This window comes from Streptomyces sp. NPDC018000 (genome assembly GCF_044328025.1).
Taxonomy (GTDB): domain Bacteria; phylum Actinomycetota; class Actinomycetes; order Streptomycetales; family Streptomycetaceae; genus Streptomyces.
Map to the genome: position 1 here is coordinate 593,596 of NZ_JBIRGM010000003.1, position 13,603 is coordinate 607,198.

At 71.0% G+C, this 13,603-nt stretch carries 11 protein-coding genes; 4 read left to right on the forward strand and 7 right to left on the reverse strand.

Going from position 1 to position 13,603, the window contains the following annotated elements; all coding sequences use genetic code 11:
- Window positions 1–134 precede the first annotated feature (134 nt).
- The 5 genes from ACH4EW_RS11160 to mce all read right to left on the reverse strand — a co-directional run bounded on the left by ACH4EW_RS11160 (window position 135) and on the right by mce (window position 7,692).
- Window positions 135–914 (reverse strand): ABC transporter permease subunit, encoded by a 780-nt coding sequence (locus ACH4EW_RS11160; RefSeq protein ID WP_398254440.1) that lies wholly within the window; start codon window positions 912–914, stop codon window positions 135–137.
- Between the two features lie 5 nt (window positions 915–919).
- Window positions 920–1,954: an ATP-binding cassette domain-containing protein gene (locus ACH4EW_RS11165; protein WP_398254442.1), complete on the reverse strand. Its 1,035-nt coding sequence runs from the start codon at window positions 1,952–1,954 to the stop codon at window positions 920–922.
- A gap of 86 nt (window positions 1,955–2,040) precedes the next feature.
- Window positions 2,041–2,979, reverse strand: a complete 939-nt coding sequence (locus tag ACH4EW_RS11170; protein ID WP_398254445.1) for a cellulose-binding protein — start codon at window positions 2,977–2,979, stop codon at window positions 2,041–2,043.
- A gap of 184 nt (window positions 2,980–3,163) precedes the next feature.
- A complete protein-coding gene (gene scy, locus ACH4EW_RS11175) occupies window positions 3,164–7,060 on the reverse strand; it encodes a polarized growth protein Scy (RefSeq protein WP_398254448.1) in 3,897 nt (1,298 codons plus the stop codon).
- 203 nt (window positions 7,061–7,263) lie between these two features.
- Window positions 7,264–7,692, reverse strand: a complete 429-nt coding sequence (gene mce, locus ACH4EW_RS11180; RefSeq protein WP_398254450.1) for a methylmalonyl-CoA epimerase — start codon at window positions 7,690–7,692, stop codon at window positions 7,264–7,266.
- A 135-nt stretch (window positions 7,693–7,827) separates the two neighbouring features.
- Here mce and ACH4EW_RS11185 point away from each other — a divergent pair, with 135 nt between their 5' ends.
- Both ACH4EW_RS11185 and meaB read left to right on the forward strand, forming a co-directional pair.
- Entirely contained in the window at window positions 7,828–9,027 is a 1,200-nt protein-coding gene (locus ACH4EW_RS11185; protein ID WP_398254453.1) for an acetyl-CoA C-acetyltransferase, read from the forward strand.
- Window positions 9,028–9,092: 65 nt separating this feature from the next.
- On the forward strand, window positions 9,093–10,049 hold the full coding sequence (gene meaB / locus ACH4EW_RS11190) for a methylmalonyl Co-A mutase-associated GTPase MeaB (RefSeq protein WP_398254456.1): 957 nt from the start codon (window positions 9,093–9,095) through the stop codon (window positions 10,047–10,049).
- A gap of 90 nt (window positions 10,050–10,139) precedes the next feature.
- Here the strand turns inward: meaB and ACH4EW_RS11195 are convergent, their stop codons facing one another.
- A complete protein-coding gene (locus ACH4EW_RS11195) occupies window positions 10,140–10,742 on the reverse strand; it encodes a PepSY domain-containing protein (RefSeq protein ID WP_398254458.1) in 603 nt (200 codons plus the stop codon).
- Window positions 10,743–10,859: 117 nt separating this feature from the next.
- Between ACH4EW_RS11195 and ACH4EW_RS11200 the strand changes: the two genes are divergently transcribed.
- Both ACH4EW_RS11200 and ACH4EW_RS11205 read left to right on the forward strand, forming a co-directional pair.
- Window positions 10,860–11,522, forward strand: coding sequence for a response regulator transcription factor (locus tag ACH4EW_RS11200; protein ID WP_398254461.1), 663 nt, complete (start codon window positions 10,860–10,862; stop codon window positions 11,520–11,522).
- On the forward strand, window positions 11,519–12,991 hold the full coding sequence (locus ACH4EW_RS11205; protein ID WP_398254463.1) for an ATP-binding protein: 1,473 nt from the start codon (window positions 11,519–11,521) through the stop codon (window positions 12,989–12,991). The genes ACH4EW_RS11200 and ACH4EW_RS11205 overlap by 4 nt, the downstream gene beginning before the upstream one ends.
- Window positions 12,992–13,011: 20 nt before the next feature.
- Here ACH4EW_RS11205 and ACH4EW_RS11210 read toward each other — a convergent pair whose 3' ends face one another.
- A complete protein-coding gene (locus tag ACH4EW_RS11210; protein WP_398254466.1) occupies window positions 13,012–13,488 on the reverse strand; it encodes a MarR family winged helix-turn-helix transcriptional regulator in 477 nt (158 codons plus the stop codon).
- Window positions 13,489–13,603 lie beyond the last annotated feature (115 nt).

Below are 13,603 nucleotides of genomic sequence, written 5' to 3' on the forward strand. Positions count from 1 at the left end.
GGTTCCGGCCAAGTCGTTACGAGAGCGCGTCGCTTCCCCGGCAGAGCGGACGGAGTGCTTCCGGGCTTGTTCGGTTCATGTGTCCGCCCGCCTGCCGTGCATCCCCGCCGGCAGGCCGTGCATCCGCCCGCCAGTCATGCGTCCCGCTTCTTCAGTAGGAGATAGCCGCCGATCAGCGCGGCCACCACCCACGCGACCAGAATGCCGAGCCCGCCCCACGGCCCGTACGGAGCGGGGTTGCTGTTCATGGCGTCCGGAACCACCTGCATGATCTTGGATCCGGCCCGGTCGGGGAAGTAGTGGGCGACCTTTTTCGCGCCCGGGACCACCGACAGGATCTGGGAGACCAGGAAGAAGAACGGCATCAGGATGCCGAGCGACAGCATGGAGCTGCGCAGCATCGTCGCCACACCCATCGAGAAGATCCCGATCAGGCCCATGTAGATGCCGCCGCCGACGACCGCGCGCAGGACATGTTCCGCACCGATGTCCGTGCGGTGGTCACCGAGGAGGAACTGCCCGAGGAAGAACGTGGTGAAGCTGGTGGCGATGCCGACCACCAGGGCCAGTACACCGGCCACCGCGACCTTGCTGAAGAGGAACGAACCGCGCTGGGGCACGGCAGCCAGCGAGGTGCGGATCATGCCCGAGCTGTACTCCGTACCGACCACCAGCACACCGAAGACGACCATGGCCAGCTGGCCGAGGACCATGCCGGAGAAGCTGATGAAGGTCGGGTCGAAGGTGGCCCTCTCCATCGGAGGGAGCTGGTCGAACTGGGCGTTCATCAGGGCACAGAGCGCCGCGCTCATCGCGACGGTGACGGCGAACGCGGAGATCAGGGTCCAGACGGTCGACGAGACCGTACGGATCTTGGTCCACTCGGAGGTCAGGACCGCGGGTACCGATGCCATCGTCGTCACGCCCCCTTGACGGTGCCGGAGGTGCCGGCTGCACCCGGCGTGCCGTTCACGGCCGTACCGGCGGCGATCCGCTGGTTCCACTGGTCGCCCCAGTGCGGTCCCACGGGCGGCGGTGCCTCACCGGGCTCCGAGTGCGCGTGGTACTCCACGGAGTCCGCCGTCATCTGCATGAACGCTTCCTCCAGGGAGGCCCGCTGGGAGCTCAGCTCGTGCAGCACGATCTGATGCCGGGCGGCGAGATCGCCCAGCGCCTCGGTGGTGGCGCCGTCGATCTCCAGCGTGCCGCTGCCCGTCTCGACCACGATCAGGCCCTCCTCGTGCAGCACATCCCGCAGCCGCTCCTGCTGCGGGGAGCGCAGCCGCACATAACTGCGGGAGTTCTGGTGGATGAAGTCGGCCATCGAGGTGTCGGCGAGCAGCCGGCCCTGGCCGATCACGATCAGATGGTCCGCGGTGAGTGCCATTTCGCTCATCAGATGCGAGGAGACGAAGATCGTCCGGCCTTCCGCGGCGAGCGACTTCATCAGAGTGCGGATCCAGTGAATTCCCTCGGGGTCGAGACCGTTGACGGGCTCGTCGAAGAGCAGCACCTGCGGGTCGCCGAGCAGCGCCGCCGCGATGCCGAGCCGCTGGCTCATACCGAGGGAGAAACCCTTCGACTTCTTCTTCGCCACCGCGCTCAGACCGACGGTGTCCAGCACCTCCGCGATCCGGCTCCGCGGGATGCGATTGCTCTGCGCGAGACAGAGCAGATTGCTGTACGCGCTGCGTCCGCCGTGCATCGACTTCGCGTCCAGGAGCGCCCCGATGTACTTGAGGGGTTCTTCCAGGTCGCGGTAGTGCTTGCCGTTGATGCGCACCGTACCGCTGGTCGGGTTGTCGAGATCGAGCATCATCCGCATCGTCGTGGATTTGCCCGCCCCGTTGGGGCCCAGAAAGCCCGTCACCATTCCAGGGCTGACGCGGCATGAAAGCCGGTCGACGGCAACCTTGTTGCCAAAGCGCTTGGTGAGACCAACAAGCTCGATCATGCGTTCACGCTAGAACGGCCGCGCGCCCGGCGCCACCACAGGGGCGGCACCGGGCGCACAAGGGGTACAGCTGCAATACGCCGGGGTCAGCGGCCCTGCTGAGCCGGGACCCCGCGGGTGACCGGCTCGTCGTCGGCGGAGGAGCCGGCGGCGGCCACCGCGGCGCCGGTCAGCGTCGCCAGCATCTCGCGGACGTTGGTCAGCTGGGCGTTGATCGAGTCGCGGCGGTTGGTGAGCGCCGCCAGCTCGCGCTCCGATTCGCTGCGGATCCGGTCGGCCTTGGCGTTCGCGTCGGCCACGATGTCCTCGGACTGGCGCTGCGCGGTCTCCACCGTCTGACGGGCCCGGCGCTCGGCGTCCGTACGGAGCTTCTCGGCCTCCAGGCGGAGCTGCTCGGCGCGGTGCTCGATCTCGGCGAGGCGCTTCTCGGCCTTGGCCTGACGGGACGCGAGGTCGCGCTCCGACTGGTCGCGGCGCTTGGCCAGGTTGGTCTCGAAGTCCGCAGCGGCCTGGGCGGCCTTGGCGCGGGTCTCCTCGAAGAGGGCGTCCGCCTCCTCGCGCTTCTGCGCGGCGTCCTTCTGGGCGTCCGCACGCAGCGTACCGGCCTCACCCTTGGCCTTCTCAACGATGCGGACGCCCTCGTCCTCGGCCTTCGCCTTGCGCTCGGCGGCGAACGTCTCGGCGTCGTTGCGCACCTGCTGGGCGGCCGACTCGGCGAGCTCACGGTGCTGCTCGGCCGAGCGACGGGCCTCCTCACGCAGCTCCTTCGCCTCCTCCTCGGCCAGACGGAGAATCTTCTCCACGCGTGCACCGAGACCGGCGTACGACGGCTCCGCGTCGCTCACCTGGGCCTGGGCGCTCTGCGTTTCGAGGTGGAGCTCCTCGATGCGCTTTTCCAGAGACGTGATGCGGGTGAGAGCACTGTCACGGTCGGCGACGAGCTTGGTAATGCGGTCATCCACCTGACCGCGGTCGTATCCACGTCGCACGAGCTCGAAGCCGAAGGGGGAGGAAGGGTCGCTCATGAAATTCCTGTCGAATGAGACCGGTGAGGTGTTAGAGGGAATCCTAGGGGCCATGGCGGCGTGTCATCGAGCGGATGCCCGTTTGATCTGGAGAATGACACCCCTTTTGAGTGGCCGGCCCCCGCAACTCTTGCCACTCGGGGGTTTGAACGTCCTTGACGAGGCACGGGAGATGACCGGGCGGCTACCCATCGGACGACTTGCCGTTCGATCGATTGCCCGCTGAGGCCCCGGCCTTGACGCCATTGGCGGAGCCGCCCCCCGCGCCCTTGCTGCCGGCCGTCGGTGTCTCGAACGACTCCAACGCCTCCAACACGTCCTGGACACGGGAGATTTCGGTGTTGATGTCCTCGCGCCGACGCACCAGCAGATCGAGCTCGCGCTTGCCCTCGTCCACCGTGCGCTTCGCCTCGGCCTGGGCGTCGGCCCGCAGCTTCTCGGCCTCGCGGACCACCGTGGCCTTCTTCTGCTCGGCCTCCTTCAGCAGCGACTCGGCCCGCTTCACCGCGGCGATCCGGACCTTGCTCGCCTCTGAATTCGCGTCCGCCAGCAGCTCCTTGGCCTTGGCCGCCGACTCGTCGCGCTGCTCGGTCGCCGCCTTCATCAGCTTGTCGACACGCTCGCCCGCCGTCTTCATCTGCTCGGAGGTCTCCCGCCGGGCCCGGTCGTGCAGCTCCTCGATCTCGCTCTCGATCCGGGTCCTGAGCTCCTCGGCACGCTCCCGGATGGCCGTGGCGTCCCGGCGCGCGCCGACCAGCAGCTCATCCGCGTCCGTACGGGCGCGCTCCACCAGGGAGTTGCCCTCGACGGTCGCCTCCGAGGTGATCCGCACGGCCTCATTGCGGGCCGCGCCGACCATCGTGTCGGCCTGCTCCTCGGCCTCGGTGGCGGCGCGCAGCGCCTCCTCCTGGGCCTTTTCGATGAGCTGGTCCGCCTGCTCGGCGGCATCGGCACGGCGCTTCGCCGCGGCCTCCCGCGCCTCGTCGAGCAGCCGGTCCGCCTCCTCGCGGGCCTCAGCACGCATCTGCTCGGCCGCCGCCTCCGCGTCGGCGCGTACGTGCTCCGACTCCTCGCGGGTGCGGGCCGCGTGCTCCTGTGCGGAGGCGACGGTGGCCGCCGCCTTCGCGCGCAGCCGCTCGGCCTCGTCCGCGGCATCGTCCGCCACCCGTGCTGCCTGCTGCGTCGCCTCGTCGACCAGCAGGGTCGCCTGCTGTGTCGCCTCCTCGCCGAGCTGCGTGGCCTTCTGCGTCGCCTCGTCGACGAGCTGGGTGGCCTGCTGCGTCGACTCCGTGCGGATCCGCTCGGCCTCGCTCTTCGCCTCACCCACCAGCCGGTCGGCCTGGACCGCGGCATCGGAACGCATCCGGTTGGCGTCCTCACGGGCCTCGGCCCGGCTGCGCGCCGCGTCCTGCTCGGCCGAGGCCAGCGCGTCGGAGGCCTCGGTACGCATCCGCTGGCTGTACTCGGCGGTGTCCGCGCGCAGCCGCTCCGACTCGGCGATCGCATCGGAGACGGTCCGCTCGGCCATCGCCTTCGCGGCCTCGGACTCCTCCTGCGCCTCCCGGCGGATCCGGCTCGCGTCCTCGCCGGCCCGCTCCCGCTCCGCGTGCGCGTCGGAGCGGACCCGGTCCGCCTCCTCCTGCGCCTCGGACTTCGTCCGCTCCGCGACATGCTCGGCGGCGGAGCGCAGCCCGGCGATCTCCTCCTCGGCCTGCTCCTGCAGCCCGCTGACCGAATCCCGTACCTGCTGGGCTGTCTGCTCGGCCGCGGAGACCAGCTCGGTCGCCCGGCTGTCCGCCTCCTCGACCAGACGCTGCGCCTCGGCCTGCGCCTGCTCGACCCGCTTGCGGGCGGAGGCGAGGAGCTCCTCGCTCTGCTCGCGGGCCCGCTCGCGCTCCTGATTCGCCTCGGCGCGCGCAGCGTCGAGGGTCTCCTCGGCCTCACGGCGGCGCCGGTTCGCCTCCTCCTGAGCGGCGGCCAGCGCCTCGGCGGCCTCCGTACTCACCCGCTCCGCGGCGGCAGCGGCCTCGGAACGCACCCGGTCGGCGCTCTCCTGCGCCTCGGACTTGAGCCGCTCCGCCTCGGCCGCCGCCTCGCTGCGCAGCCGTACGGCGACGGACTCGCCCTCCGCACGCGACTGCGAGGCATCCGCCACGGCCTCGTCGCGCAGCCGCTCCGCCTCGGTCTCCGCCTGTTCCCGCAGTGCCCGCAGCCGCTCGGCGGCCTCCGCGCGCAGCCGCTCGGACTCCTCGTTCGTCTCGCGCCGGATGCGCTCCGCCTCGGCGCGCGCGTCCGTGAGCGCCTGCTCGGCGGTGGTGACCTTGGTCTCGGCCTCGGTGTGCAGCCGGGCCAGCTCCTCGGCCGCCTCCGCCTGCTGGGCCGCGACCGTACGCCCGGTCTCCTCGCGCAGCTCCGCCGCCGCCTGCTCGGCCGCGGTGGTGGTGGACCGGGCCTGCTCCTCGGACTCCGTACGCAGCTGCTCGGCCTCGGCTCGGGCGCGCTCCAGGGCCTCCTCGGCCTGCTTGCGCAGCGTGGTGGCGCGCTCGGCCGCTTCGGTACGGACCCGCTCGCTCTCCGCGCCCGCGGTGCCGCGCAGCTCCTCCGCGTCGGCCTTCGCCTTGGACAGCAGCTCCTCGGCGGTCTTCGCGCCTTCCTCGATCTGCTGGACGGCCTCGCGGCGGGCCTCGCCACGGATCCGCTCGCCCTCGGAGACCGCCTCGGAGCGCAGCTGCTCGGCCTCGCCGCGCAGCCTGCGCGCCTCCTCCTGCAGCTCGACCGTCTTGGCCCGGTACTCCTTGGTGTCGTCCTTGGCCGCGCCCTTGAGCTGATCGGCCTGCTCCGCGGCCTCGCCGCGCAGCCGGTCCGCCTCGGCCTCCGCCTCGCTGCGGATCCGGTCGGCCTCCTCGCTCGCCGCCCTGGTGGTGGACTTCGCGTCGTCGGACGCCTTGGTCAGCACCTCCTCGGCGGCCCTGGCTGCCTTGGCGAGCTGGGCAGCGGCGTCCTCGGCGGCCGCGGTGCGGGCCTTCTCGGCCGCCTCCGACTTCAGCCGGTCCGCCTCGGCACGGGCATCGGCGAGTGCCTGCTCGGCCTCCGCCTTGAGCGACTCGGCGTCCTTGGTGGCCTCGCCGACCAGCCGGGCGATCTCCGACTTGGCCGTACGGGTGCGCTGCTCGTTCTGCGACTCGGCGGCGGCCAGCCGCTTGACGGCGGCCTCCTTCGCCTCGGCGGTGACCTTCTCGGCCGCCAGGCGGGCCTCGCGCAGCTGGGTCTCGGCCTCCTGCATGCGCTGCTCGGCGGCTCGGTTCAGCTCGGCGGTCTGCTGCCGGGTCTGTTCGGTCTCGGCCGTCGTCGCCGCACGCAGCTGCTCGGCGTGGCTGGTGGCCTCCTGCGCCTGGCTGGAGGCGGCGTTCAGCAGCCGCTCGGCGTCCTTGCGGGCGCGCAGCAGGATCGTCTCGGCCTCGGCACGGGCCGACTCCGCCTCGGAGCCGAGCCGCTGCCGGGTCTCGTCCGCCAGCCGGCCCGCCGCGGCGCGAGCGGCCGCCAGGGACTGATCGGCCTCGGCCCTGGACTCGTCCAGCAGCCGGCGCGCCTGGGACTCGGTCCTGGCCCTGAGCTGCTCGGCCCAGGCGACGTTCTCGTTGACATGGGCCTCGACGGTCTGGCGCCGCTCGGCCAGCTCCTGGTCGAGCTGCTGGCGCCGCTGCACGGCCTCGTTGTGCAGCTCGGCCTGGAGCCGCGCCTGGTGCTCGGCGTGCTCCTGGAGGATCCGCTGCGTCTGCGCACGGGCGTCACGGAGCTCCCGCTCGGCGTCGGTCCGCAGCTGTTCGGCCTGGATCTGGGCATTACGGAGCAACTGCTCGGTCTGGTAGCCGATGTCCGCGCTGTCGTAGGCGGGACGGGTCGCGAGATTGCGCCGAGCCTCGTGCAGCTTGGCGCGCAAGACCTCGACCTGGTAACCGAGGTCCTCGGCGTGCTGGACGGCCTTCTCCCGGTCGGTCTTCAGCCGGTCCATCTCGGCCTCGAACCGCGAGAGATGGTCGACTTCAGCTCGGTGGCTCTCCTGGCGTTCGTAGCCCCGCACTGCGCGGTCCCATCCTTCCCCGAGCTCTCAACTTCGTTCGAGCAGGGGAGACCCCAACCCTGGTCGCAACTCTCCAACGAGTACCGTTCGCCGGTGAACGGTCTCCCGGGGAATGGTGGCAGATCAACGGCTGCGGACGCGGTGCGGCCCCGACCCGGCCCCGGCCCGGAACAGCCCACTCTACCGGGCCAGGTATCCGGAGGTCAGTGCTCCGCTGCTGAGGTGACCAGTTCGGTGAGGACGCCGTGGCAGTCCTTGGGGTGCAGGAAGGTGATCCGCGACCCCATCGACCCGGTCCTGGGCTCGTCGTACAGCACCCTGATCCCCTTCTCCCGGATGTCCGCCGCGTCGGCGTCGACGTCCGCGGTGCCGAAGGCGATGTGATGGACACCCTCCCCGTTCTTCGCCAGCCACTTGCCCACGGCCGAGTCCTCCCGGGTCGGCTCCAGCAGCTGGAGGTAGGAAGCACCGCCGTCGGACGTATCGTTGATCTTGAGCATGGCCTCCCGTACGCCCTGCTCCTCATTGATCTCGGAGTGGAACACCTCGAACCCGTAGGTCGAGCGGTAGAACTCGACGGTCTTGTCGAGGTCGAAACAGGCGATCCCGATGTGGTCGATTCGCGTCAGCATGCAACCAGTGCAGCGCTCCACCGATGGTTACGCAACGTGCGCGCCATCACACTCGCTGCCGGATGACGGGCGAGGTACCGCTCAGTACATTCGTGTAAACCCTCGTTCACTCCTAATCCCAAGGGGCTGCGCCTCATGTCTGGAACGACTGGTACCACCTCAGTGATCGTCGCGGGCGCGCGTACGCCCATGGGCCGCCTCCTCGGCTCGCTGAAGAGTTTCTCCGGGGCCGATCTCGGCGGCTTCGCCATCAAGGCCGCGCTGGACCGGGCCGGCATCGGCGGCGACCAGGTCGAGTACGTGATCATGGGCCAGGTGCTGCAGGCCGGTGCGGGCCAGATGCCGGCACGCCAGGCCGCGGTCAAGGCGGGCATCCCGATGAACGTCCCCGCGCTCACCGTCAACAAGGTGTGCCTGTCCGGACTCGACGCGATCGCGCTCGCCGACCAGCTGATCCGCGCGGGTGAGTTCGACGTGGTCGTCGCCGGTGGCCAGGAGTCCATGACGAATGCCCCGCACCTGCTCCCGAAGTCCCGCGAGGGCTACAAGTACGGTGCGATCGAGATGCTCGACTCCATGGCGTACGACGGTCTGACCGACGCCTACGAGAACATCCCGATGGGTGAGTCCACCGAGAAGCACAACACCCGTCTGGGTCTGAACCGCGCCGAACAGGACGAGATCGGCGCCCTCTCCCACCAGCGCGCCGCCGCCGCCCAGAAGAACGCCGTCTTCGAGGCCGAGATCACCCCGGTCGAGATCCCGCAGCGCAAGGGCGACCCGGTCCTCTTCTCCAAGGACGAGGGCATCCGCCCGGAGACGACTGCGGAGTCCCTCGGCAAGCTGCGCCCGGCCTTCACTAAGGACGGCACGATCACCGCGGGCACCTCGTCGCAGATCTCCGACGGCGCCGCCGCGGTCGTCGTGATGAGCAGGACCAAGGCCGAGGAGCTGGGCCTGGACTGGATCGCCGAGATCGGCGCCCACGGCAACGTGGCGGGCCCGGACAACTCGCTCCAGTCGCAGCCGTCCAACGCCATCAAGCACGCCCTGAAGAAGGACGGCCTGGAGGTTGCGGACCTCGACCTCATCGAGATCAACGAGGCGTTCGCGGCGGTCGCCGTCCAGTCGATGAAGGATCTCGGCGTCACCTCGGACAAGGTGAATGTCAACGGCGGCGCCATCGCGCTGGGGCACCCGATCGGCATGTCCGGCGCCCGTGTGGTGCTGCACCTGGCGCTGGAGCTGAAGCGGCGCGGCGGTGGCATCGGTGCGGCGGCGCTGTGCGGCGGCGGCGGTCAGGGCGACGCACTGATCATCCGCGTCCCCAAGTAGGAACGGCCCGGGCAAGCAGTACGTAGTAGTACACGTAGAGCACGCAGCGAGTGAACGGAGCGGTGATGGTGGACGTCCCCACCCTGGTCGAGCAGGCCCGTGCGGGCCGGCCGCGGGCCGTGGCCCGGCTCATCTCCCTGGTGGAGGGGGCGTCGCCGCAGCTGCGCGAGGTGATGGCGGCCCTGGCGCCGCTGACGGGCAACGCGTACGTCGTCGGCCTGACCGGCTCACCCGGTGTCGGCAAGTCGACATCGACGTCGGCGCTGGTCTCGGCGTACCGGCGGGCCGGCAAGCGGGTCGGCGTCCTGGCCGTCGACCCGTCCTCGCCCTTCTCCGGAGGGGCGCTCCTCGGCGACCGGGTACGAATGTCGGAGCACGCCTCCGACCCGGGCGTCTACATCCGCTCCATGGCCACTCGCGGGCACCTGGGCGGCCTCGCCTGGTCGGCACCGCAGGCGATCCGGGTACTGGACGCCGCAGGCTGCGAGGTGATCCTGGTGGAGACGGTCGGCGTCGGCCAGTCGGAGGTGGAGATCGCCTCCCAGGCCGACACCTCCGTCGTCCTGTTGGCGCCCGGCATGGGCGACGGCATCCAGGCGGCGAAGGCCGGAATCCTGGAGATCGGCGATGTGTACGTCGTCAACAAGGCCGACCGGGACGGCGCGGACGCCACAGCGCGCGAGCTCAACCACATGCTGGGCCTCGGCGAGTCCCGCGGCCCCGGCGACTGGCGGCCGCCGATCGTGAAGACGGTCGCCGCCCGGGGCGAGGGCATCGACGAGGTCGTCGAGGCGCTGGAGAAGCACCGGGCGTGGATGGAGGAACACGGAGTTCTCGCCGATCGGCGCATGGCCCGTGCGGCCCACGAGGTCGAGACGATCGCCGTCACACGGCTGCGTGAGCGCATCGGCGATCTGCACGGCGACCGCCACATCGGCGCGCTCGCCGAACGCATCGTGGCGGGGAGCCTCGACCCGTACGCGGCGGCGGACGAGCTCGTGGCGGGACTCACCGAGGCCTGACCGGACGGTGCCCGGGGCGGCGTGCGGGTCGCGCCCCGGGCACCGTTCAGCCGGAATCGCCCGCCCCCAGGCCGACCCCCGGGCCGGGCCTCAGTCGTCGCCCTCGTGGTCCTCGTCCCGGCCGTGGTCGTCGTCCACCCGGTCCGCCGTCACCGTGCCCGTCTTCGCGTCGACGTCCAGCTCGTGCTGCTTGCCGTCCTTGCCCCGGACGTCGACCTCCCAGAGCGGCGCTCCGCCGCTCCGGTCGTCGCCGTCGTCCAGGTCGACCGATGTCACCGTCCCGGGCGCCGCCTTCAGCGCGGCGTCGACCGCCGCGTTCAGCGACACGGGGGCGGATCCGGGCGCCTGCCGGTCGTGGTCGTCGTCATCGTCCGAGACGTGCTTGCCGAGCACCTTGCCGTCGCCCGCGTCCACCGTCACGTCGTGCCAGGCCTTGTCGGAACCGTACACATCGACCTCCCAGACCAGCCCGCCGTCCTCGTCCTCCAGCTCGGCCTCGGTGACCGTCCCCGGGACGGCCTTGACGGCGGCCGCGACCGCGTCCTCGACACCGACGCGGGCGGTGCTGCCGCTCGCCGCGCTGCTCCTGGTGTCGTTGTCGTGGCTGTCGTCGTCCGCGAAGGCGACGGCTGTGGCGCCGCCGCCGACGAGCACGGCCGTGGTGACGGCGGCGATGACGATCTTTCGCTTCATGGGTTCCTCCCTGATCGGGTGGCCGGTTTCGGCATGGACCACCTTGCCGGGGTGATGCTGAGCGCAGCCTGAAGCCACCTGAAGCCGTCTTCAGGTTCGGTTTGGGACCCTGGAGCTATGCGTCTGTTGATCGTGGAGGACGAGCGGCGGCTGGCGATGTCCCTGGCCGGGGGGCTCACCGCCGAGGGTTTCGCCGTGGACGTCGTGCACGACGGCCTTGAAGGGCTGCACCGGGCCGCCGAGGGAGCGTACGACCTCGTCGTCCTCGACATCATGCTGCCCGGGATGAACGGCTACCGGGTCTGCGCCGCCCTGCGTGCCGCCGGCCAGGAGGTGCCCATCCTGATGCTGACGGCGAAGGACGGGGAGTACGACGAGGCGGAGGGCCTGGACACCGGGGCCGACGACTACCTGACCAAGCCTTTCTCGTACGTGGTGCTGGTGGCCAGGATCAGGGCGCTGCTGCGGCGGCGGGGTGGCGGCTCCCGCTCGCCGGTGGTCACCGTCGGCTCCCTGCGCATGGACACCGCCGCCCGCCGGGTGCACCTCGGCCCGGCCGAAATCGCCCTCACCACCAAGGAGTTCGCCGTACTGGAACAGCTGGCGCTGCGGGCGGGGCAGGTGGTGAGCAAGGCGGACATCCTGGAACACGTCTGGGACTTCGCCTACGACGGCGACCCGAACATCGTCGAGGTCTATGTCAGCGCGCTGCGGCGCAAGCTCGGCGCCGCGGCCATCCGTACGGTGCGCGGTGCCGGTTACCGGCTGGAAGCGCTGTGAGGTCGGTACGGGCCAGGGCCGCGCTCGGAGCCACGGCGGTGGTGGCCGTGGCACTGATCGGCGCCGGGCTGGCCGTACTCCTCGTCCTGCGCGCCAACCTCACCGACCAGGCGGGGCTGCAGGCCGAGGTGGTGGCCCGCGAGGTGGCCGGGCAGCTGGCCCTCGACGTGCCGTACGACCGGCTGGAGATGCGCGAGGAGGAGGACCATCCGGTCCAGGTGACCGACGAGCACGACCGCGTCGTGGCCGTCTCCAAGGACCTTCAGGCGATCTCGGGCACCGGTACGGATCAGGTCACCCCGGCCCCGTCAACGGCCGCCGGGAAGTCCGGCGGCAACGGCGGCGACGACGGAAGCGATGACCACGGGGACGATGACCACGCGGACGACGGCAACGGCGGTCACAGCACCCCCGGACGCGGTGAAGTCGACTCCGGTGACCCGGACTTCAGCAACGGCACCGCCACCGTCGACGGCGACACGGCCGACTACCGCTTCGCGTCCGTGCAGGCGACCACCTCCGCCGGGGTGACCCTGACCGTCCACGCGGGCGCCCCGCTGGCCGCCGAGCAGGAGGCCGTGAGCACGGTGCGCGGGTCGATGCTGATCGGGCTGCCGGTGCTGCTGCTCGTCGTCGCCGGGGTGACCTGGCTGGTGACCCGGCGGGCGCTGCGCCCGGTCGAGGGCATCCGCCGCGAGATGGCCGCGATCACCGCGTCCGAGGATCTGAGCCGGCGGGTGCCGGAACCCGGTTCGCGCGACGAGATCGCCCGGCTGGCCCGTACCACCAACGAGACCCTGAGGGCCCTTGAGGCATCGGTGGACCGGCAGCGGCGTTTCGTGGCGGACGCCTCGCACGAACTGCGCAGCCCGATCGCCTCCCTGCGCACCCAGCTGGAGGTGGGCGCCGCGCATCCGGAGCTGCTGGACGTGCCGGGCGCGGTCGCCGACACCGTACGGCTGCAGGCGCTGGCGGCCGATCTGCTGCTGCTGGCCCGGCTGGACGCGGGGGAGCGGCCGGGCCGTACGACGCTGGACCTGGGCGCGCTGGTCCATGAGGAGGTCTCGCAGCGCACCGGCGACCGGCTTCCGGTGGCGGTGTCCGTGCCGGACTCCGGAGCTTTCGAAACGGCCGGTTCGCGTGGGCAGTTGGCGCGGGTCATCGGCAATCTGCTGGACAACGCCGAGCGCCATGCGCGCAGCACTGTGACGGTCTCGGTGCGTGGGGAGCGGGGCGGCGTGGTCGTCGCGGTCACCGACGACGGGGCAGGGGTGCCGCCGGAGGAGCGTGAGCGGATCTTCGAACGTTTCGTACGCCTCGACGAGGCCCGTACCCGGGACGAGGGCGGCGCCGGTCTCGGTCTGGCCATCGCCCGTGACGTCGTGGTGCGGCACGGCGGCCGGCTGACGGTGGACACGGCGCCGGAGGGCGGCGCGCGGTTCGAGCTGTGGCTGCCGGGTACCGGCTGAACGCCACCCCGCCCCGCAGGTCACACCTTGCCGCGGCGCCCCCGCAGATGGTCCGCGACCGGGGCCAGCGCCGCGCGCAGGTCCGCCAGTGCCTCCGGCGTCAACAGGTCCATGAAGTGCTTGCGCACCGACGCCACATGGTGCGGCGCCACCTTCCGCATCGTCTCGGCACCGTCCTCGGTGAGGACCGCGTACAGTCCGCGCCGGTCGGACTCGCAGTTCTCCCTGCGGACCAGTCCCGCGCTCTCCATGCGGGTGATCTGGTGCGAGAGCCTGCTCTTGGACTGCAGCGTCGCGGCGGCGAGGTCGCTCATCCGCATGCGCTGGTCGTCCGACTCCGAGAGGTTGACCAGGATCTCGTAGTCGTTGTTGGTCAGGCCGAACGGCTGGAGGTCCTTCTCCAGTTGGTGCATCAGCAGCCTGCTGACGTCCAGGTGGGTACGCCAGGCGCACTGCTCCGCTTCGTTCAGCCAGCGAGTGGCCGTCTCGGTCTCCATATGTGGATTCTACCTAAGAAGTTGAAAGCCGGACGAGGTCGGGATGTGTGACGTCCGGCAGCCGCTCGAAGACGGGCTCGGCCGCGGTGTGCAGACGCTTGACGTCACACTCCGC